This is a genomic window from Streptomyces sp. NPDC022910 (assembly GCF_055561075.1).
Map to the genome: position 1 here is coordinate 57,758 of NZ_JBVHHL010000007.1, position 20,475 is coordinate 78,232.

Consider the following 20,475-nt stretch of genomic DNA (forward strand, 5'->3'; position numbering starts at 1 on the left):
CCCCAGCTCATGCCGGACCTGACGGGTCTGCCCAGGCCTGACCCATCTCTCGACCCTGCGCCCCGCCACAGGACAGCGCGATTCCCCCCTGCAAGTCTCCCTTTCACCGGTTCTGTTCAGGGGCTTCCCCGCCATCGCTGTGCCGTGTTCCCGGCCATGCCGGGCCCCGATCCGATGGCAGACCCGATCCGACGACACGAACTCTGGAGTACCCATGAACACCTCCGCCATGGACCCGGGCGACGCCCGGGAGCTGCTCATCTCCGGCCTCGGGCGCCGCGGTTTCCTCCGCGCCGCCACCGCCGTGACCACGGCTGGCACCGCGGCGACCCTGTTGTCGAGCGGCACGGCGCAGGCGGCGCAGCCGACGGCCGCGCTTCCGAAGGAGATCCTCCAGCCCGGCAGGGGCCCCATCCACGGCAAGCACTACGTGCCGTCCCTGCCGGAGCAGGTCCGCTGGGGGTATGTGCCCTCGGTCGGCAGTCAGCCGGTGCTGCGGATGCGATCCGGTGAGTCGGTGACCGTCGACACGGTCTCCCACGAGGGCCTTCTGGAGGACCAGGGACGCGACCCCGCCGCCTATTTCAAGAGCCACGGCGTGCCGGCCGATCAGGTGCTGGACGACGCGGTCGCCATCGCCCGCGACTACAACCGCACGGACCGGAACTTCGACGTCGACGGCCCGCACGTGGTCACCGGCCCGATCCACGTCGAGGGGGCGCGGCCCGGTGACGTACTGAAGATCGAGATTCTCTCGCTGCTGCCGCGGGTGCCCTACGGCGTAGTGTCGAGCCGCCATGGAAAGGGCGCCCTCGCCCGCCAGGCCGGCGGCTCTGCCCCGGTGGGGATCACCCTCGACGAGGTCATGCCTCCGGTGGCGACGGACGGCCGGTCCACGGGTGACCCCACGCACTACGGCAACGTCTCGGTCTTCACACCGGTCCGCCGCGGTGACGCAGGCGCCGCCAACGGCGTGATGCCTTTTGGCACTTCGGGTGAAGTCGCCTTCCCACTCAAGCCTCACATGGGCATGATGGGCGTCGCCTTCACCTCCGAGAACGACCTCACGGCACCGGCGCTCAACTCGATCCCGCCGACCCTCGGCGGCGGCAACATCGACATCAACCGGCTCCAGCAGGGCTCGACCCTCTACCTCCCGGTCTTCTCCGAAGGCGCGCTGTTCTACACCGGCGACCCGCACATGGCCATGGGCAACGGCGAAGTGGCCCTCACGGCCATGGAGGGTTCCCTGCGCACGACGTTCCGCCTCACCGCGTGCCGGCAGGGCTCCGGCGACGCCCCGTCCGTCGCGTTCAACTACCCCTTCGCCGAGACCCAGGACGCCTGGGTGGCCGTGGGCCTGTCGGATCCCGACGGCAGCCTGAACGGCCAGGTCAACGACCTGAACATCGCCATGCGGCGCGCGGTGGTCAACGCGCTGGACTTCCTCGAGCACGACCTCGGCATGGACCGGGCCGTGGCGTACGCGTATCTGTCGGCGGCCGCCGACTTCGAGGTGTCCCAGGTCGTGGACCGCACCGTCGGCGTGCACGGCGTCATCGAGAAGGCGCACTTCCCCGCGCGGCACCGCAAGTAGGAGTGCCGAACGAACACCGGCCCCCTCCGATGCCGGCGGGACCCACCCGCCGGCATCGCGCGGGCATCGGACTCCGCCGAGGCCTTGACGGTCGTCCCGTCCCCAGCCGTCCGCGGCGCTCGCCGCCGAGGACTCGAACCATACACATTCCCTGCCGCCGCGAACGGCGGTACCAGAGAGGACCAGTGAACGCGTGAGCGAGCACAGCAATCTGAACAGGCGTGGCTTCATCGGCGCCGTGGGCGCCGTCGGCGCGCTGAGTATCGTCGGCGAGACCGCGGGCCCGGCCGCCGCGCAGGCGCCCGCCGCGTCGAAGGCCGCGGCCGGTACGTCCGGGTCGCGGTCCGGCACGGGCGGCTTCGAGCTGATCGAGGCCACCGTCGCCGACATCCACGACGCATACCGCCGTGGCCGGCTGACGTGCCGCCAGCTGGTGCAGCAGTACCTCGACCGGATCGCCGCGTACGACAAGCAGGGCCCGACCCTGAAGGCGCTCATCACCGTCAACCCGCGTGCCCTCGAGATCGCCGACGAACTCGACCGCCAGTACCGGCGTTCCGGCCCGATCGGCGCGCTGCACGGCATCCCGGTGATCCTCAAGGACAACTACGACACCCACGACATGCCGACCACGGGCGGCAACACGGCGATGCGTACCTCCGTGCCGCCGACCGACGCGTTCACCGTCGCCAAGATGCGCAAGGCGGGGGCCGTCATCCTCGCCAAGGCCAACCTTCAGGAGTTCGCCCGTGGCGGCAACTCCCTCAGCTCGCTGGGCGGCCAGGTCCTCAACCCCTACGACCTCACCCGCACCCCGGGCGGCTCGAGCGGTGGGACCGGGGCGGCGATCGCCTCGAACTTCGCCGTCCTGGGCACCGGCAGTGACACCGGCCAGTCGGTCCGCTCCCCCGCCTCCGCCAACAGCCTCGTCGGGGTGCGCTGCACCCGGGGCCTGATCAGCCGCAGCGGCGTCATTCCGGCCAGCATCACCCAGGACGAGCTGGGTCCCATCACCCGCACGGTGGAGGACGCGGCCCGGATGCTCGACGTGATGGCGGGCTTCGACCCGGCCGACCCCGTCACCGGGTACGGCGTCGGCCGTCCTCCGCACAGCTACACGGATCACCTGGACCGCCACGCTCTTCGCGGTGCGCGCATCGGCGTGATGACCAACCTGTTCGGCACCGAGGCGCGCCACGAGGAGGTCAACCGCGTGATGGAGGAGGTCATCTCCACGATGCAGGCGCAGGGCGCGACCATCGTCCGGTTCAGCCTGCCGGAGTACGACACCCTCCAGAACATCGTGGTGACCTCCACCTGGGAAGCGCACACGGCCATGGACGCGTACTTCGCGACACTCGGCCCCGACGCCCCGGTGCACACCTTCGACCAGCTGGTCGCCTCCAAGACGGCGACGCCCGAGGCCCAGGCGGCGATGGAGCAGGAGCTGGCCATCGTCGACGGCCTGAACAACCCGACCTACAAGGATCACTTCGTCAACCGCGAGAAGCTTCGGCTGGCGGTGTCGGCCAAGATGGCCGAGCTGGACATCCAGGCGATCCTGTATCCGCTGCAGAAGGTGCTCGTCTCTCTGGTCGGAGTGCCGCAGGCCGAGCGCAACGGCACCCTGTCAAACGGCACCGGCTTCCCGGCCGTCTGCTTCCCCGGCGGATTCTCGACCCCCACGTCCACCGCCCCGATCGGCGTGCCGGTGGGCGCGGAGCTGCTCGGGCGTGAATTCGACGAGCCCCTGCTCCTCTCGCTGGCCTACGCCTACGAGAAGGCCTCGAAGACCCGGAAGTCGCCGCTCAGCACCCCGCCACTGGCGCGGTAACCAAAGCCTCCGGCGCAGTAACGCGCAGCAGAGGGTGCCGAGGCTGGACGTGCTCGCCCCTCCTTCGATGCCCGGTGCGGGCCGGACCTTGTCCGGCCCGCACCGGGCATCGGCAGTGAAGACGCGCCTTCAAGGGTTGCCAAGAGGTCGAGGAGGGGATTGCCGGGGGGTGAGCGAACCGTATCCGTGCCTCCATGCCGAGGGTGCGGGCACCCTCCAGGGGGGCATCCGCACCACGTCCCGGGTGGACAGGGCCAGTTCATCGGGCCACTCGCCGCGCGTCAAGGCCAGGTGGTTCTGCCAGCCGGGCTCCGCCTCCAGAGTGCCCCGCATCTCGGCGAACCGACTGCCGCCGACCCCGCTGACCGCGTCGACACTCAGGCTGGGCTGAACACCCGCCGCGATCAGGTGACTTCTGGAAGGCGGTGGATGCCGGCAGCACGCCGGCAGTCAGCTTCCTCAAGCCGGCGCCGTAAGGGGTCGGCGAGGGCGCACCGGAGCATCCTGGCGGCCGGCCGAACTTCGCCGAAGTAGCGGCGTAGGACCGGCCAGCAGGGCTCGAAGTCTTCGCGGTCGGGAGCAGGCCTTGTCAGCCAGGATCACGTCGGACCGAGTGCGAGGCCGACCCAGCGGGCGAGGGACTTCGCAGGCGGGCCATCACGTCCGGGAAGGCAGGCTCATCCCCCGTTCCGGCTATGCGGTCATCAGCGTGAATTTCTCCCATGGACCGATGGCCGTGCGGTCGGCGATCAGTGCGGAGGCTCCGGCGTCCTCGGCGGTGACGTACTTGCCGGTGGCTGAGGCCAGCAAGCTCACCGTGCCGTCGCTGTTGTGGACGAGCTGGAAGGTCTGGGCGCGGCCCGCCGAGACGCTGTCCGCGATCAGCGGGGAGGAACCGGCCGTGACGAAGCGGTGGTTGGCGTGGGAATACAGCGCGATGGTGGCGCTGCCCACCTCGACCATGTCGAACTTCTCCCAGTTGCCGACGGCCGTGCGGTTGGCGATCAGCGCGGAGGTCCCGGTGTTCTCTGCGGTGACGTATTTGCCGTTCACCCCTGCCTTGAAGGTGACCACCTGGCCGGTGACGGGCAGTGTGGGCCGGGTCGCGGTCAGGGCGAGCTCGCCCTTGAGCATGCGGCCGCCGTCGCCGGTCAGGCGCAGGTAGTAGTCCGAGGAGCAGGCGGTGCCGTCCTCATCGAGGGCCAAGATGCCGGAGTCGGTGGGGACGGTCGCCTGGGTCTCTGTGGTCTTGGCGATCTGGTTGCCCTCGTTGTACTCGTCGAACATCGAGATGTAGATGCCCTGGGCGCCGACGCGGACCATGTTGTAGAACTGCCGCCACATGAAGTCGCCGTGCGCGCGCTGACGTTCGGCGATGTCACCCGGCAGTACGCAGGGCTGGTAGTCGATGCCCGAGGCATCGCACTCGGCCTGGTCGCCCAGGTTGACGTTCGTGTAGTAGTGGTCCGAGTCGGCGGCGTTGCCGATGGCGCCGACCATCCACGGCGAGATCATGTTGAACGCGTGGTAGACGTCGCCGAAGCCGGGACGGGTGCCCGCGCCGCCGGTGCGCCACTCCTTGGGGATGCCTCCGATCACGTAACAGCCTTGGTCCTTGAACCAGTTGACGACGTCCAGGCAGGCCCCGGCGGTGAAATCGCGTTTGTCGTCGGGGAAGCCGAACCCCCAGATGCACACGACCGGCTTTCCGTTCTGCACGGCATAGGCGGATGACGCTGTGTACGCCCTCATCTTGTTGGTCCAGTCCGTCTTGATCTCCGACTGCATGTTCGTCCAGCCGGAGACGTCGTACATGATGTAGAACTTCACGCCCTGGGACTCCGCGGCGCTGCGCACCTTGGCCGCCATGCCGTCGCGGGTGGGGCCCTCGCCGCCGGTCGGGTTGAAGCGCTGCAGGGCCGCGGTGTCGATGCCGTACTGCTTCATCCACTGGAAGTGGGTGTCGACGGTCTGGTCGTCGTACGACGAGAACAGCGTGGCGGGCTGCCCGTTGCCGAGCGACGCGTAGTCGGTCGGGTAGCTCTTCGTGTACTCGCTCATGTCGGGCCAGCTCTTGATGCCGGTGTTCGACGGCGAAGGGGCCTTGCTCATGTCCTTGGCCCAGTGCCACCAGCCGTTGATCGGGGCACTGTCGCCCTTGGTGGCGAACCAGCCCTGGTAGCCGACGGTGATCTTCCCTACGACGTCCCCGGGCGCGCTGCCGGCGGTGGTGGACGTACCGGCGGCCCTGGCCACGCCGAAGGCTCCGAGTGCGGCGGCCGCCGTACCGGCAGCGGTGGCACCCAGAACCTTGCGGCGCGACCAGGACTGCCTGCGATGCGACAAAGACATGAAAATGCTCCAGGAGAAGGGGGAGGCGAATGAACTGTTGGGTAAGGGGGGCACCGTTCAGCGCGGGTGTGCGGTGAAGGCCTCGTGCAGGATGTCCATGTAGGCGCCGTGCCCGCTGGAGCTGGGCCAGTCCGTGGACGACTCGACGGACGTCCCCTCGCCCCACTCGTTGTAGGTCACGACCAGTTGGAACGGCTCCTTCGAGGTGGCGACGGTCTCGGCGTCCCGGCGGAACTGCTCGAGGTCGCGCGGGACGGTCGGCTGCTCGGCATCGTTCTTCCAGAAGCCAGGCGAGACGATCGCCGAATACCCCTTCTGCACGTCCAGGCCGGAGGCGTACTGGTGCCAGCCCTCCGGTTGGTCGGCGCAGTCCCGGTAGCCGCCGAACACCTTCAGCACGACGTAGTACCCCTCCGTCTCGTTGGCCCGGGCCCAGCGGGTGGCCATGTCGCAGGCGTCGCCGCCTGCGCCGTAGACGAAAATGACCGGCTTGCCGTCGATGTGCAGCCAGGTGTTCTGGTCGGAGTACTTGCGCAGGTACTCCAGGTCCTTCCTGATCGTCGCCGCGGACGGGTCGGCGTAGGCCTCGTTCTCGTAGTACACGGTCCAGGAGAAGTCGAGGCGGTCGCCCTCGGACATCAGCAGCGGCAGCCGCTTGTCCTCCCGCTTGCCCTCGCCCCACCAGGAGGAGATGCCGGCCTGGAGACCGCCGTACTGCATGTCCTTGATCTGGCGCTCGACGGTGGCGGGGTCGTCGATGTCGTACTTGCCCGCCGAAGGCGTGTACTTGCTGCCCCCGGGGGTGAAGTTCTCGCTGTACCAGGGGTAGTAGAAGGCGGCCCGCACCGGGAGTTCCGTGCTGGTGACCGTCGTCTGCCCTTCGGTGGCCGGCTTCGCGGCCTCGGAGGAAGGCCTGGACGTGGGTCTCCGGGCCGTGGAGTGAGTGGGTGTGGACCGGGTGGCGGACGGCACGGGGGCGGACGTGGGCGGCGCCGACGTGGAGATGGCGGATACGGCCCGCGCCGGTTGCTGGTCCTGTCCGTCCGGTCCGAAAAGGCCGAGCGCGTAAGCGGTGGTACCGGCGACGGCGACCAGCGCGACGGAGGAGAGGGCCGCGGTCTTGCCGGCCCAGACGCTTCCGACCCGCGCGGCCCGGCCCACCGCACTCCCGGCCCGTACGGTGTGATGGAGGCTCGCGGTGGCCAGGTCGGGACCGGCCGTGCCCACGCCGCCACCCGCCGCGCCCACCGTGAACAGCCCCAGCAGCAGCGGCGGAACGGGCACCAGCGCCAGGTCGGCCAGCAGCCGTTCCGCCGGCACGACGTCCTCGGGTACGCCACCGCACGCCTCGCAGGTACGCACATGCCGCGCGATCCGCTTGCGCCACAAGCCGTCGGGCCGCCCGTCCCAGCCGCGCAGAGCCGCGTTGAGGTCCGGGCAGCGGGGTACGGCAGCGAGCGCGCGGACCACCGCCCGTGCGACCTCCAGCCGGGCCTTCATCCGCTGCACCCGCACCGCGGCCTGCGGCGGCGGCAGCTCCATCGCCGCGGAGAGCTCGGCCCGGGTGAGCCGGCCCGCGACCTCCAGCCACCACAGGGACACCAGTTGCCGGTCGTCGATGTCCAGCCAGCGCGTGGCCTCCGCCGCCTCCTGCCGCTGACCGGACAGGCTCAGCACGGTGATCGTCAGATCGACGAAGTCCGCTCCCGGATCCGCGAGCAGCGCCGTCTCCTCCAGACCCTCGATCCCGTCGGCCGCCGGCGCGGTGCGCCGCAACCGCCAGTGCCTGCGCACCTGCCGCATCGCGATGGCCACCAGCCAGGACCGGAACGCCTCGGGGTCACGCAGCGTCCGCACGTCGCGGATCATCTGCATCATGACGTCCTGCACGACATCGTCGGTGTCGGCAGGGGCGTCCAGAGCGCGGCCCACGATGTTGTAGATCAGCGGGAGGTACTCGGCCACCAGGTCGTCGAGGGCCCGCTGGTTGTCGGCTTGCGCGGCGCGCACGACCGTGGCCCGGTCCCGGCGGTCGTCGTGCCCGTCGTACCCGCGGTGTGAAATCTCGCTCATGACTGGAGGAGGGTCCCTGGTCAGGGTCGGCATAACAGAAATCGGCACGCCGTTCTCGGACCGCCGAATGAACGGTTGCGGCACAAGTGCGGCGGGATCGGTGGAGCGGGGTCCATTCCGTGGGTCGTGCGACGGCGGGGCGTCAGGGCGGGGTGACCCGTTGGGCCGGGAGCCACACCGAGGTCGGCGCAGGTGCCGCACCGGCGTCGGAGAGTGCGTCGGGACGGGCCTTGAGCCACAGCACGAGTCCGATGTAGACGAGGTCGAAGACGCTGCACAGGATGCCGATGCCGAGAATGAACGACTCGCCGTCGAGTACGCCGATCAGGATGGTGGGGGCGAGGGTGCCGAGCCACTTCGCGACGGCGATCGTGAGGGTCTGTCCGCGCAGGCCACGGCGCGCCATGAGCATCGCGATGAACAGGCCCGACATCAGCAGGTTCTGCAGGAAGGCCGAGTAGCGGCCGCCGTCGTGTTCGCCGAACTCCGCCAGGAACAGCCACTGCACCGCGTACGAGGCGCCGAAGACCAGGGTGCCCCAGAGGGCGAACACCGGCCGGGTCACGAAGCGAGGGAATTCCCCGCGGCCGAAGGCGAAGAAGGTGTACACGATGACGAGGTCGGCCAGGGCCCAGACGAGGTTCACGTAACCCTGGGGCGACATCTGGCCCATGAGGTCGTGCGCCGTGTACGTGGTCTCCCAGGCGAAGTTGAGGCCCAGCGCGGCGAGAGGTATCGCGTAGGTCCGGTGGCGGAACCCGATCCGGATCGCGTCTATGTAGACGATCGTCCAGGCGAGGCCGCTCAGGGCGGAGAGGAACGGTTCCATGGGGCTTCTCCTGCAGTGCGTGAGGCGGTGCGCGGCGGGGCCGGCGCGCCCGGAGCGGGGACGGCGCGGTAGCGGCGGATGAGGTCACTCACCGCGTCCCGCAGGCGACCGGGTTCGCGTGCCCGGTCGGGTGCGAGAGCGGTGAGTACGAGGCCCTGCAGCGCGGCGGTCACGGTGGACGCGGCCTCGTCCGAGCCGACGTATGGGGCCAGGAGGCGCGCGAGGCGCAGTTCGAGAAGTCGCTTGACCGGCCCGAGTTCGGGGTCGTGACCGGCCGCAAGGATCATCTCGAAGACGGCGATGGTGTCGATCCGCCGCTCGGTGACGAGATGTGCCGTGAAGTCGCCGCAGATGTCCGGGAGGGCGTCGGGCTCCTCGGCGGCGCGGGTGACGAGCCCCAGGAACTCAAGGCCGATGCGCGAGCCGGCGTGCTCGAACGTCGCCTGCCGGAGGTCATCGGCCGACGGGTAGTGATAGGTGACCGAAGCAAGCGACACGGCCGCGGCGGCGGCGACCGCACGGTGAGTGAGCGCGCCCAGGCCCTGCTCGCCCACGATGCCCACCGCCGCGTCGAGCAGCAGTTCCCTCCGGGCCTGGCCGCGCGCGAGGCGTCCGTCGGTCACCTTCTGCACGACCGCCCCCTCTATCTATCCGTACAGATGTACTGCTAACTTACGGTACGCATGTACCGGTAATCAAGGTTCCACCGGCTCCATCCCGCCGCGGCTCGTGTACCGACGCGTCGGCCCTCGTCGTGCCCGACGGGCGCAACGGGCCCACTCGTGGGAGGGGTTGACCTACGAACGATCAAACCGGAAGGTAACGCTCACCCCGCAAGGCCCGTCCCATCACAGGAGCCCCTGTGAGCCACCGAAGGTTTGGCCGTCGCCTGAGCGCCGTCGCCGCCGCGACGGCGCTGTTCATGAGTCTCGCCACCGCGGCCGAGGCGGCTCCGACAACGTTGTCAGAGGACGCCGTCGGGACGGCACCTTGGGCGGTGCGGCGGTGACGCCCGTGCCCGGTGCCGGCTTTGCCAGGCACAGGCCGTCATCCTCCGCGCGCTGTCCGCGGTGTCGGCCGGTTCTACCGTCTGCCGTCGCAGTCCTGGCCCGGTGGAGACCAGCGTGCTGGTGATGGACCGAGGCATCGAAGGCCCCTCTCCGTCGGAGCCGGCCCAAGAGCTGTCGGCCGGGGTGAATAGGTGCTGGTCATGGCTGTTCCCCCTTCGGGCGCACGCGCGGCTGCTCCACGGCATGCGGGAGTGGTCCTTCTTGATGACGACCAGGTCACTCTTGTCAGCGACCAGCTCACTCGGGCCGCACCCCCATGTCGCCCTGGGCGTGCTGCGCGAGCACCGAGCGGGTGCACAGCACCACAGCGGCGGCCACGAGCACCACGAACACCAGCATCACCAGGCGAGCCGACACGTACTGCGTGGCGATGCCCAGTCCCACCACCGGAACCGACAGCCCGATGTACCCGCCGAGGAAGAAGCCGGAGAGCACCTCGGCCCGTGACTCCGGCGGGGCGGTCGACCCGGCGGCGGCCAGCGCACCCCGAAAGGCCAGCCCCCCACCGGCGCCGGTGAGCACGCCGCCGATCACGAACGTCGCCAGGTTCGGCAGCCACATCCCGCCTGCGAGGAGCGCGAGGCCCGGGATGAGGAGGAGCGGGCCGACGCGGAGAGTCAGTTGCAGGCCGGCCCGGCTCAGCGCGATCTGTGCGACCGCGCCCGCGGCGAATGCGGCGAATGCCACCGCGCCGGCCACCGCGTGCGAGGCCTGATGCAGGGTGCCGGCCAGGAAACTCGGAGCCAGCGAGTTGAATACGCCGTAGACGGAGAACGACGCCAGGCCCGCGGCGGTGGCGGCGAAGAACATTCCGCGAGCGTGCCGCGGTACGGCGACCCGCTGCGGCCGGTACCGCGGAGCGGGAACCGGCCGGTTCGCGGTCTCCGGCGAGACCGCGACCAGGAAGGCCAGCACCAGCAGCACGGCGGCGAACACGATGTAGGGCAGCCGCAGCGGTTGCGGCGCGTACTCGGCCAGCAGGCCGGCGGCCAGCGGGCCGACGCCGATGCCGCCCAGGTTGGCTGCGGTGGCGACGACCTGGGCGCGGCGCGGCGAGCTCGTGTCGCCGCCGAGCACCCCGATGTGCAGCTCACCGAGGTAGGCGGTGGCCGTGGCGGTCGTGAGGCCGATGGATATGCCGGAGATGATCCTGGCAACCATCAGTCCGGGCAGGCTCGGCGCGAACAGGAAGATCAGTGCGCTGACCACGTTGAGCAGCAGCGCGGGCACGAACACCCACTTGCGCCCCACCCAGTCGGACAGGTGACCGCCGAGGAACAGGCTGGCGATCACCCCGACCGCGTACACGGCGTAGACGACGGTCAGCATGATCGTGGAGAAGTGGTCGCGCTGCTGGTACAGCACGTACAGCGGCGTCGGGACCGCCGAGAATCCCATGTTCACCAGGAAGGCCAACGTCGCGGCCCAGAAACCGAACGAGTGGTGCCGGCGGCGTCTCGGGTGCGAAGGGTGCAGATGCCCAACCCCGGCCCGTTCACTTCCGGCGCTGATGACAGAAGACATGAAGGGCGTCCTTGTCGCGATAGACGATCGATGGCCGCAGCCCGGTGCCACGCCCAGCCCCTTCAGCCTTCTGTGTTGCGGTTATGCTGTCCAACAAAAAATTACAATGACAGTCATTGATCTGGAGCATGAGATGGAGCTGCGGCACCTGGAGCACTTCGTCGCCGTCGCCGAGGAGCGCAGCTTCACTCGCGCCGCAGCCCGCGTACATCTCGGGCAGTCGGCGCTGTCCGTCTCGATCCGGTCACTGGAACGCGAGCTCGGCAGCCTGCTGTTCGATCGCACCACGCGCCACGTCCAGCTCACCGCCGCCGGCCGGGCGCTACTCGTCGAGGCGCGCAACACACTGTCCGCGGCGGACGCCGCCCGGGACGCCGTCGCCGCGGTGCACGGGGGACTCCGCGGCTCGGTGCGGGTGGGCATCATGCACTCGATGACCCTCATCGACCTGGCCGCCGTGCTGACCCGCTACCACCGGGAACGCCCGCAGGTCCAGATCATCCCGAGCGCCGCCGAGGGCGGGTCCGTCGAACTGGTCAACCAGGTGATCGACGGCAGACTCGACCTGGCCTTCGCCGCGTTGCCCAGCGACTATCCTGCCGGCCTGACGGTGCACCCGTTGGCGTCCGAGCCGATGTTGCTGGCCTGTCCGGACGACCACCCGTTCGCCACGCGCGAGGTCATTGCGCTCAGCGAGCTCGACGGCGAGCCGTTCGTGGACTTTCCGTCCGGATGGGGCACGCGTCTCAGTGTCGACCAGCTCTTCCTGGAGACGGGCCTGCGGCGCGTGGTCGCCGTCGAAGTGGCCGATGTCCCCACCGTCGTCGAACTCGTCAGAGCGGGCTTCGGATTCGCGTTTCTGAGCGCGTCACTGGCATCGGGCTCGCGCAGTGTCGCCCTGCGGCGGGTGCGGCCGGAACCGCTGTTCACGCCCTCGCTGATCACCGCGGCCGACCGTCGCCCGTCCGCCGCGGCCAAAGCCCTCATCGACCTCGTGCTTACCACCTACCCCGCCCCGAGTCCGGACGCCTGACCAGGGGACCTCGCACGCTCAGTCGCAATTTGGCGGAAGGCGAGGTGGTCTGCACGAGGAGGGCGTCCGCACGAGCGTGGAACCCGACAAGACCCCCTCCTCCACCACAGATCCCGTCAGCCGGACGCCGATGCCGAACAGATGCATGGTCACGTTCTCCGGGAACCTGACCGACGCGATGTACTTGCCGTCGGGCGCCTCGAAGGGCTTAGTGGCCAACACGTACGCCGGACCGCCGTGTCCGGGGTTGCGGTTCTCGGTCTTGGCCACCACGGTGTTGTCGAAGACCGGCTGGGAGCCCCCGCCCGGCACCACCCGGTCGCCGAACGACAGATCGGTCTGCTCCTTGCTGCCGTCAGTGAAGGTCACGGAGGCCATCGTCCGTACGTCCCCGTAGAGCGCGGCACCGACGGGCACCAGCCGCCGCACGTCCTCGGCCTGCGTGGTGAGGTGGATGGTCTGGCCCGCTGCGTAGGGGTGGTCCGGAGTAACCGCCGCCGGAGCGGTCGAAGTCGCCCTGAGAGGTGTCGGTGTCGCTGGAGATACCGGTGGCGTTGTAGGCGGCCGCGAAACTCCCCTCGATGGCGCTCTAGACCTAGACGGTCTGCTCGACGGCCGGACCGGTCCGGCCGCGCACGGTCACCGGGATCTCGTGGAAGCCGTCGGCCGTGTCCGGCCCCGCGGTGACGGTGAGTTTCACGCTGCCGGACCCGGTGGTCTTGTCGAGTGCGAGCGGCTGCTGCGTGGCGCTCAGGCCCAGTCCCTCCGGTGCCTCGGCGGCGACGGTGAGTTTGCGGTCCCCGGCCGCTCAGCCGCTGTGCGTCCACCGTGACTGTCGCGGCCTTTCCGGGGGCGACGGTGACCTGGTTGGGCGAGATGCTCGCGAGGAACGCGTGCTTCCCCTGCCGGTACGACGGCACCGCGGCCTGCTCGGCGGTCGCCCAGGTGGTGTCAGGGGGCTCCCGCTGAGAGTGAAGTCCAGCCGGGCACCCTGGCGCACCGCACTTTGCCGCCCTCCCCGCCCCGCCAAGCGGAGATCATCTTATCGACAGGCCCCAAGGCGCCTGACACCGCCAACTGCGCCCTCCGAACCTGGTTTCCGGTCGCGACAGTCCGCCCCAGAGCTCACCGCAACTCGTCCACGTAACGGTCCGTCCCATGCACCGTCGGTATGAACGGTGCGACGAACTGCACGTCACCCAGTCCCGAAGCGGCCACTGCCGTGTCCAGGTCCGTGAAGTACTCGCGCCAGTGGTCGCGGGGATCCTGCTGGAGGAACCACAGCAGCGTCAGCCGGGTCCCGACCCCTTCGACCTGCTTGACGTAGGTCATCCGGTCCAGGGGCAGGGGTGTCGGCGTGAAGACGGTCACCATGGCCGCCGGTGAGCCCTGAAGCCGTTTCGGGAGGTGGTCGTCACGCAGCCACGCGAGCAGTTCCCCGCGCCCGCCGGGGGAGTCGGCCTCGATGACCTGGACGACGAGCCCGGCGTACGAGGCGCTCGCGACGCTGGCGCTGGACCGGTTCGGGCGGATCGACGCGGTGGTCCACGTCGCCGCCTGGGACAGCTACTTCGGCGGCCTTCAGGACGCGGACTTCGCCACCTGGCACTCGGTCATCGACGTGAATCTGCTCGGCACCCTGCGGATGACGCGGGCGTGTCTGCCGGCCCTCAAGACGTGCGGCGGCTCGGTCGTCTTCATCGGCACCCAGTCGTCCGTGGCCGCGCCCTCCCGGGTGCGGCAGGCGGCCTACGCGGCCTCCAAGGGTGCGCTGACCAGTGCGATGTACTCTCTGGCCCGGGAGCTCGGCCCGTACCGGATCCGGGTCAACACGGTGCTGCCCGGCTGGATGTGGGGCCCGCCCGTCGAGGCGTACGTCCAGTTCACCGCGCACACCGAGGGCGTGCCGGAGACGGAGGTGAAGCAGCGCCTGACGGAGCGGATGGCGCTGCCCGAACTGGCCACGGACGGTGACGTGGCGGACGCCGCGGTGTTCCTGGCCTCCGACCGGGCGCGGGCGATCACGGGCCAGTCCCTGCTCGTGAACGCCGGCGAACTCATGCGGTAGTCCCGTCGACTCCTCGGACGACTGGACAAGTTGCTATGGCTGATCGTCCCGCGGCTCCCTTCCGGGCCGCCCGGGACCCGCATCCCGTACGCCCGATCCATCGGATGTCTCCACTGGCGAAGTGCCCGCTCATGGTGTGTTCCTCGTCACGAGCACGACAACCGCCAGACAGTTCAAGAGAAGGTAAAATCGTTCTGCTTTCTGATCTGCGTTCATATCCGTGACCATGAAAGGTCTTGACCGCCCGCCTGACCGGCGGTTCAATCCCCGAAGTCCCCGCTCCCGCACGGGGGCGCCGCCCGTGTTCACGTACTGGCGAAGTGCCGTCCGGTATCTGCAGGTTCACAAGGCGGACCCCTGGAGGGGGCACATGAACGGTCTCGACTGGGCCGTCCTGGTCGCGTACTTCGGCGTGATGACCGCGATCGGCGTCTGGTCCCACAAGCGCGTCGACAACGTCAGCGACTTCTTCACCGCGGGCGGCAAGATGCCGTGGTGGCTGTCCGGCATCTCGCACCACATGTCGGGCTACAGCGCGGTGATGTTCACCGGGTACGCCGGCATCGCCTACACCTACGGCATCACGTCCTACGTCACCTGGGCGCTGCCCATCGCCATCGGCGTGCTGATCGGCGCGAAGCTGTTCGCGCCACGTCTGAACCGGCTACGCTCCCGGCTGCACGTGGCCTCGCCGCTGGAGTACCTGAAGGACCGCTACAACGTGCCCACACAGCAGGCGCTGGCCTGGTCCGGCATCCTGCTGAAGATCGTGGACGTGGGCGCGAAGTGGGCAGCCATCGCGACCCTGCTCAGCGTCTTCACCGGGGTCACGCTCACCCAGGGCATCATCATCACCGGTGGTATCACCGCGGTGTACTGCACGATCGGCGGTCTGTGGGCGGACGCGCTGACCGAACTGGGCCAGTTCGTCATCCAGCTGCTGGCTGGTCTGGCCATGCTGATCATCGCCCTGAACAAGATCTCCGACCACGGCGGTCTGTCCAAGGCGCTGGACTCGCCGAAGCTCGACGGTCACGGGCACGGGTTCGCGGGCCCGTACCTGACGGTCTTCTTCATCGCGTACCTGTTCATCAAGCTGTTCGAGTACAACGGCGGCATGTGGAACCAGGCCCAGCGCTACATGGCGACGGGCAGCGCGAAGCAGGCGACGCGGTCGGCGCTGCTGTCGGCGGGCCTGTGGTTCGTGTGGCCGGTCATCCTCTTCATCCCGATGTGGCTCTCGCCGCTCCTGGTCACGGCGAAGAAGCCGGACGGCTCGGACGCGTACGGCCTGATGGCCGACCAGCTGCTGCCGCACGGCCTGCTGGGTCTGGTGGTCGTGGGCTTCTTCTCCCACACGATGGCCATGTGCTCCTCCGACGCCAACGCGATCGCGGCGGTCTTCACCCGGGACGTGGCCCCGGTGCTCTCGAAGGCGGCACGGGCGTGGAACACCCGGGCGGGCCTGATCGCGGGCCGGGTCACGACGGTCGCCTTCCTCGGCCTGTCCATGGCGGTGGCGACGCAGGTCAACTCGCCCACCTTCAAGGACATCATCACGGTGGTGATCAAGTGGGTGGCCGGTCTGATGGGCCCGATCGCGATCCCGTTCATCCTGGGCCTGCTGCGCCCGTTCCGTAAGTCGGGCCCGACGGCGGCGCTGACCAGCTGGGCGGCCGGTCTGCTGGCGTTCTTCTTCGTCAACTACAACCTGGACTTCTCCCAGCGCACGGACGTGAAGCTGGAGTACCAGGTGGCGCTGCCGATGGTGATCTCACTGGTCCTGTACATCCTGATCGGCCTGGTGAAGCCGGAGGACACCCCGGAGCGGGACGAGATCATCGAGAAGGTGAACACGGACGACGACGGGGCGACGGTGGCTGTGCCCGCTCCCGACGCTTCGAGCCCGTCCGGGGTGTGAGGACGAGACCGTTCGGGCCGAAGCGGAGGTCCGGGGGCACCAGCCCCCGGACCGGCAGCTACGCCCGGGGGTACCGCGCAAGCCACCCCTGAGAGGACCCCGTAGGGCCATGCAGCGCAGGGCCTTGCGTCATCTCCATGGCGAAGTCGTCCGCCAGCACCACCATCGTGGGACGGCCCTCCAGCTCGGCCAGCCAGGCCGGCGGGAGGGCCGTCTCGCCGTACAGGGCACCGAGGAGTCCCCCGGTCAGCGCCCCCGCGGCGCCCGACGGGCCTCCGTGGTTGACGGCGAGGCTCAGCCCGTGCCGTACGTCCTCCCCCACCAGTGCGCAGTACACGGCGACGGCCAGCACCGCCTCCGCCGTACCGCTCCCGGCGAGCTCCTCGATCCGCGCGGGCATCGGCATGCCCTGCCGGACCGCGCCCAGCGCGTGCTGCAGCGCATCGGCGACCGGCTGCTGCCCCGGCCGCGGGGCGAGCAGCGCGAGGGCCCGCTGGACGGCCGCGTCCAGGTTCTCGCCACGGGCCAGGGCGTGCACGATCACGGCGTACGCGCCCGCGGTGAGGTAGGCCGTGGGATGCCCGTGCGTCTGCGTGGCGCACTCGACCGCGAGCTGCAGCACGAGCTGCGGTTCCCAGCCGACGAGCAGCCCGAACGGCGCGGAGCGGGCGGCCGCCTCGGGTCCCCGTTCACCGGGGTTCTTGGGCGCGTCCAGCGTGCCCATGGCGTCGTCGCCGAATCCGAGCAGACAGGCCCTGTCCGGGGAGCGGCGGGCGTACAGCCACTCCTCGCGCGCCAGCCAGCCGTCGTCCTTGCGGCGTTCGTCGGGTCCCCAGTCACGCTGGGTGGCGGCCCAGCGCAGATACGCGCGGTGCAGATCGGTCGGCGGATGCCAGGCGCCGGTGTCGCGGCGGACCTGGGCGCGGATGAGCCCGTCGACGGAGAACAGGGTGAGCTGGGTGAGACACGTGATCGCGCCGCGCCGGCCGTTCCCGAACGCGAGGTCGGACAGCCCCTCGTGGCCGTGCGCCTCCCGGATCTCCTCCAGGGAGAGCCCGTCGAGCGGAGCGCCGAGGGCGTCGCCGACGGCCACGCCGAGGAGCGTCCCGCGCACCCGGCTGCGGAAGTCCTGCTGCTCGGCGCGGCCCCAGACGGCACCGGCTGTCGCACCCACCCAGGCCTCCTCACGGCACCGTCCGCACGTCCGACAGTTCAGCACTGTAATCGAACGGGAACAGTCGCTTCAGGGCCTCAGACAGTCACACACGCCACATTCCGGCGCCCGTCCCACCAGCGGGCGGCTCTCTTTCCCGGAAGACTCGTGGGCTGTGTTCGCGGCGTTCGCGGCGTTCACAGCGGGGCGTTGAACCTGCTCTGCGTTCGGGACCTGCCTCGACCCTCGCCTCGCGAAAAAACGAGGCTGTGGACGCAGCGCCGCGAAGGACGTGTGCAGTCCCTTTCAACCATGGGCGAGTCGCGGGACCTCGTCGACGTCTCCACGGCCGCTGAAACGGCCGAAGCGGTTCTTGCCCGCAGGTGTCAGTCCAACACCGGGAGCAGCTCGGGGAGATGCCCGTCGGACGCCGCCGCCGCGCGTTGCCGTTCCTCCGGGACCTCGCCGTACAGCGTGGTGCGCGGCTTCGCCGGACGGCCCGCCGCCTCCGCGACCGCGACCAGGTCCTTGACGGACTTGTACGAGCCGTAACGGGAGCCCGCCATGCGGGAGATCGTCTCCTCCATCAGCGTGCCGCCCAGGTCGTTGGCGCCGGAGCGGAGCATCTCGGCCGCGCCCTCCGTGCCCAGCTTCACCCAGCTGGTCTGGATGTTGGGGATGTGCGGGTGCAGCAGCAGGCGTGCCATCGCCGTCACCGCGCGGTTGTCCCTCGTCGTCGGGCCGGGGCGGGCGATGCCTGCCAGGTAGACGGGGGCGTTGGTGTGGATGAAGGGCAGGGTGACGAACTCGGTGAAGCCGCCGGTCCGCTCCTGGATGCGGGACAGGGTGCGCAGGTGACCCAGCCAGTGGCGGGGCTGGTCGACATGGCCGTACATCATCGTCGAAGAGGAACGGATGCCGAGTTCGTGCGCGGTGGTCACCACGTCGATCCAGGTGGCCGTCGGGAGCTTGCCCTTGGTCAGGACCCAGCGGACCTCGTCGTCGAGGATCTCGGCAGCGGTGCCAGGGATCGTGTCCAGGCCCGCCTCCTTCGCCGCCGTGAGCCACTCGCGGATGGACATCCCGGTGCGGGTCGCCCCGTTGACGACCTCCATGGGCGAGAAGGCGTGCACGTGCATCCCGGGGACGCGTTCCTTGACCGCCTTCGCGATGTCGAAGTAGGCGGTGCCGGGCAGGTCGGGGTGGATGCCCCCCTGCATGCAGACCTCCACCGCGCCCACCTCCCACGCCTGCTGGGCGCGGTCGGCGACCTGTTCCAGTGACAGCGTGTACGCGTCGGCGTCCGTGCGGCGCTGCGCGAACGCGCAGAAACGGCAGCCGGTGTAGCAGACGTTCGTGAAGTTGATGTTGCGGGTGACGATATAGGTCACGTCGTCACCGACCACCGAGCGGCGCACGTCGTCGGCCACCCGGCACAGCGCGTCCAGGGCCGGGCCGTCCGCGTGAAGCAGTGCGAGGGCCTCGGCGTCGGTCAGCGTCGTCGGGTCGTCCGCGGCGGTGCGCAGCGCCGACCGTACGTCGGTGTCGATGCGCTCCGGGGCCATGCCCGGCGCGGCCGCCTCCCGCAGGGCCGCCCAGTCGCCGTACACCTCGTCGAAGTCGTCCCGGCGGTCGCCCGTGCGGCCCTCGGTGTCGATGGTGCGGTGCAGGTCCGTGCGTCCGGACGCACGGAACACCTCTTCCGGCTCCTGCCAGGGGTGCCCCTCGACCACCGCGTCCGCCCGCGCGAGTCCCGTCCCCGGGTCGACCAGCGCGCGGACGTGCGGCAGCAGCCTGGGGTCCAGCCACGGCTCTCCGCGCCGCACGAACTCCGGGTAGACACAGAGTCGTTCGCGGAGCTCGAATCCGGCGGCGCGGGAACGCTCAGCCAGCTGTTCGATCTGCGGCCAGGGGCGCTCCGGGTTGACGTGATCGATGGTCAGCGGCGATACCCCGCCCCAGTCGTCGATCCCCGCTCCGATCAGCCGCTCGTACTCGTCGTCGACCAGGTTCGGGGGTGCCTGCAGACAGGTGGCCGGGCCCATGATGTGTCGGGCCACGGCCACCGTGGCGACCAGCGCGTCCAGTTCCGCGTCCGGCATGCCGCGCATCGCCGTGTCCGGCTTGGCGCGGAAGTTCTGGATGATCAGTTCCTGGATGCCGTGGTGGGCCCGCGCCACCTTCCGCAGCGCGAACAGCGACTCCGCCCGCTCCTCGTACGTCTCACCGATCCCGATCAGGATCCCGGACGTGAAGGGCACCGACGACCGGCCCGCGTCCTCCAGCACGCGCAGGCGGACCGCCGGCTCCTTGTCCGGGGAGCCGTGGTGCGGGCCGCCCGGCTCGGACCACAACCGGGTGGCCGTGGTCTCCAGCATCATCCCCATCGACGGGGCGACGGGCTTGAGGCGCTGGAAGTCCGTCCACGACATCACCCCCGGGTTGAGGTGGGGCAGCAGGCCCGTCTCCTCCAGGATCCGGATGGAGATGGCCCGCACATACGCGATCGTGTCGTCGTACCCGTGCGCGTCCAGCCACTCGCGCGCCTCGGTCCAGCGGTCCTCGGGCTTGTCGCCGAGGGTGATCAGCGCCTCCTTGCAGCCCAGCGCCGCTCCCTTGCGGGCGATGTCGAGGACCTCGTCCGGGGCCATGAACATCCCGTGCCCGGCACGGCGCAGCTTGCCGGGCACCGTGACGAACGTGCAGTAGTGGCACTTGTCCCGGCACAGGCGGGTCAGCGGGATGAAGACGCTCTTCGAATAGGTGATGACACCGGGCCGGCCGGCGGCCCGAAGGCCCGCGTCCCGCACCCGGGCGGCCGAGGCGGCCAGATCGTCCAGATCCGCACCACGGGCCTGGAGCAGCACCGCGGCCTCGGTGACGTCCAGCGCGACACCGTCACGGGCACGTTTCAGGGCGCGACGCATGGAGTTCTTGGTGGGGCCGGTTCCGGAGGTCGCGGAAGTCGTCATCCCCCGAGCATACGTTCGCGGTGATCAGGTCATACAGGGCGTACGTGTG

General features: G+C 69.8%; 12 protein-coding genes and 2 pseudogenes. 5 read left to right on the top strand and 9 right to left on the bottom strand.

Annotation, left to right across the window (positions count from 1 at the left end; genetic code table 11):
* Positions 1-214: 214 nt before the first annotated feature.
* Entirely contained in the window at positions 215-1,597 is a 1,383-nt protein-coding gene (locus tag ACZ3TS_RS09290; protein ID WP_467615303.1) for an acetamidase/formamidase family protein, read from the top strand.
* A gap of 193 nt (positions 1,598-1,790) precedes the next feature.
* The gene (locus ACZ3TS_RS09295; RefSeq protein ID WP_467615306.1) at positions 1,791-3,431 is read left to right on the top strand and encodes an amidase family protein; all 1,641 of its coding nucleotides are present in this window, start codon (positions 1,791-1,793) and stop codon (positions 3,429-3,431) included.
* A gap of 693 nt (positions 3,432-4,124) precedes the next feature.
* On the opposite strand, the gene ACZ3TS_RS09300 is transcribed toward ACZ3TS_RS09295, so the two are convergent.
* The 5 genes from ACZ3TS_RS09300 to ACZ3TS_RS09320 all read right to left on the bottom strand — a co-directional run bounded on the left by ACZ3TS_RS09300 (position 4,125) and on the right by ACZ3TS_RS09320 (position 11,279).
* On the bottom strand, positions 4,125-5,783 hold the full coding sequence (locus tag ACZ3TS_RS09300) for a hypothetical protein (protein WP_467615309.1): 1,659 nt from the start codon (positions 5,781-5,783) through the stop codon (positions 4,125-4,127).
* Positions 5,784-5,840: 57 nt separating this feature from the next.
* Positions 5,841-7,856 (bottom strand): sigma-70 family RNA polymerase sigma factor, encoded by a 2,016-nt coding sequence (locus ACZ3TS_RS09305; protein ID WP_467615311.1) that lies wholly within the window; start codon positions 7,854-7,856, stop codon positions 5,841-5,843.
* 142 nt (positions 7,857-7,998) lie between these two features.
* Positions 7,999-8,685 (bottom strand): transmembrane-type terpene cyclase, encoded by a 687-nt coding sequence (locus ACZ3TS_RS09310; RefSeq protein WP_467615312.1) that lies wholly within the window; start codon positions 8,683-8,685, stop codon positions 7,999-8,001.
* On the bottom strand, positions 8,661-9,317 hold the full coding sequence (locus ACZ3TS_RS09315; protein ID WP_467615315.1) for a TetR/AcrR family transcriptional regulator: 657 nt from the start codon (positions 9,315-9,317) through the stop codon (positions 8,661-8,663). Before ACZ3TS_RS09315 ends, ACZ3TS_RS09310 begins: the two co-directional genes overlap by 25 nt.
* A gap of 675 nt (positions 9,318-9,992) precedes the next feature.
* The gene (locus ACZ3TS_RS09320) at positions 9,993-11,279 is read right to left on the bottom strand and encodes an MFS transporter (protein ID WP_467615318.1); all 1,287 of its coding nucleotides are present in this window, start codon (positions 11,277-11,279) and stop codon (positions 9,993-9,995) included.
* A gap of 106 nt (positions 11,280-11,385) precedes the next feature.
* Between ACZ3TS_RS09320 and ACZ3TS_RS09325 the strand changes: the two genes are divergently transcribed.
* Positions 11,386-12,312 (top strand): LysR family transcriptional regulator, encoded by a 927-nt coding sequence (locus ACZ3TS_RS09325; RefSeq protein WP_467615320.1) that lies wholly within the window; start codon positions 11,386-11,388, stop codon positions 12,310-12,312.
* Positions 12,313-12,330: 18 nt separating this feature from the next.
* On the opposite strand, the gene ACZ3TS_RS09330 is transcribed toward ACZ3TS_RS09325, so the two are convergent.
* Together ACZ3TS_RS09330 and ACZ3TS_RS09335 are read right to left on the bottom strand one after the other, a co-directional pair.
* The gene (locus ACZ3TS_RS09330; RefSeq protein WP_467615323.1) at positions 12,331-12,681 is read right to left on the bottom strand and encodes a hypothetical protein; all 351 of its coding nucleotides are present in this window, start codon (positions 12,679-12,681) and stop codon (positions 12,331-12,333) included.
* 756 nt (positions 12,682-13,437) lie between these two features.
* Positions 13,438-13,803, bottom strand: a pseudogene (locus ACZ3TS_RS09335) (hypothetical protein); the annotation flags it as partial.
* 1 nt (position 13,804) lies between these two features.
* On the opposite strand from ACZ3TS_RS09335, the pseudogene ACZ3TS_RS09340 reads away from it, so the two are divergent.
* Together ACZ3TS_RS09340 and ACZ3TS_RS09345 are read left to right on the top strand one after the other, a co-directional pair.
* Positions 13,805-14,380 (top strand): annotated as a pseudogene (locus tag ACZ3TS_RS09340) (SDR family oxidoreductase); the annotation flags it as partial.
* 370 nt (positions 14,381-14,750) lie between these two features.
* On the top strand, positions 14,751-16,301 hold the full coding sequence (locus ACZ3TS_RS09345; protein ID WP_467615325.1) for a sodium:solute symporter family protein: 1,551 nt from the start codon (positions 14,751-14,753) through the stop codon (positions 16,299-16,301).
* A 58-nt stretch (positions 16,302-16,359) separates the two neighbouring features.
* Here the strand turns inward: ACZ3TS_RS09345 and ACZ3TS_RS09350 are convergent, their stop codons facing one another.
* The gene (locus ACZ3TS_RS09350) at positions 16,360-17,475 is read right to left on the bottom strand and encodes an ADP-ribosylglycohydrolase family protein (protein WP_467615328.1); all 1,116 of its coding nucleotides are present in this window, start codon (positions 17,473-17,475) and stop codon (positions 16,360-16,362) included.
* Positions 17,476-17,840: 365 nt separating this feature from the next.
* Positions 17,841-20,426 (bottom strand): bifunctional FO biosynthesis protein CofGH, encoded by a 2,586-nt coding sequence (locus ACZ3TS_RS09355; RefSeq protein WP_467615330.1) that lies wholly within the window; start codon positions 20,424-20,426, stop codon positions 17,841-17,843.
* Between the last annotated feature and the right edge of the window lie 49 nt (positions 20,427-20,475).

Coding starts and splice junctions, on each gene's coding strand:
- ACZ3TS_RS09310 (WP_467615312.1), bottom strand. CDS start 8,685: ATGGAACCGTTCCTCTCCGCCCTGAGCGGCCTCGCCTGGACGATCGTC.
- ACZ3TS_RS09300 (WP_467615309.1), bottom strand. CDS start 5,783: ATGTCTTTGTCGCATCGCAGGCAGTCCTGGTCGCGCCGCAAGGTTCTG.
- ACZ3TS_RS09355 (WP_467615330.1), bottom strand. CDS start 20,426: ATGACGACTTCCGCGACCTCCGGAACCGGCCCCACCAAGAACTCCATG.
- ACZ3TS_RS09325 (WP_467615320.1), top strand. CDS start 11,386: ATGACAGTCATTGATCTGGAGCATGAGATGGAGCTGCGGCACCTGGAG.
- ACZ3TS_RS09290 (WP_467615303.1), top strand. CDS start 215: ATGAACACCTCCGCCATGGACCCGGGCGACGCCCGGGAGCTGCTCATC.
- ACZ3TS_RS09305 (WP_467615311.1), bottom strand. CDS start 7,856: ATGAGCGAGATTTCACACCGCGGGTACGACGGGCACGACGACCGCCGG.
- ACZ3TS_RS09345 (WP_467615325.1), top strand. CDS start 14,751: ATGAACGGTCTCGACTGGGCCGTCCTGGTCGCGTACTTCGGCGTGATG.
- ACZ3TS_RS09320 (WP_467615318.1), bottom strand. CDS start 11,279: ATGTCTTCTGTCATCAGCGCCGGAAGTGAACGGGCCGGGGTTGGGCAT.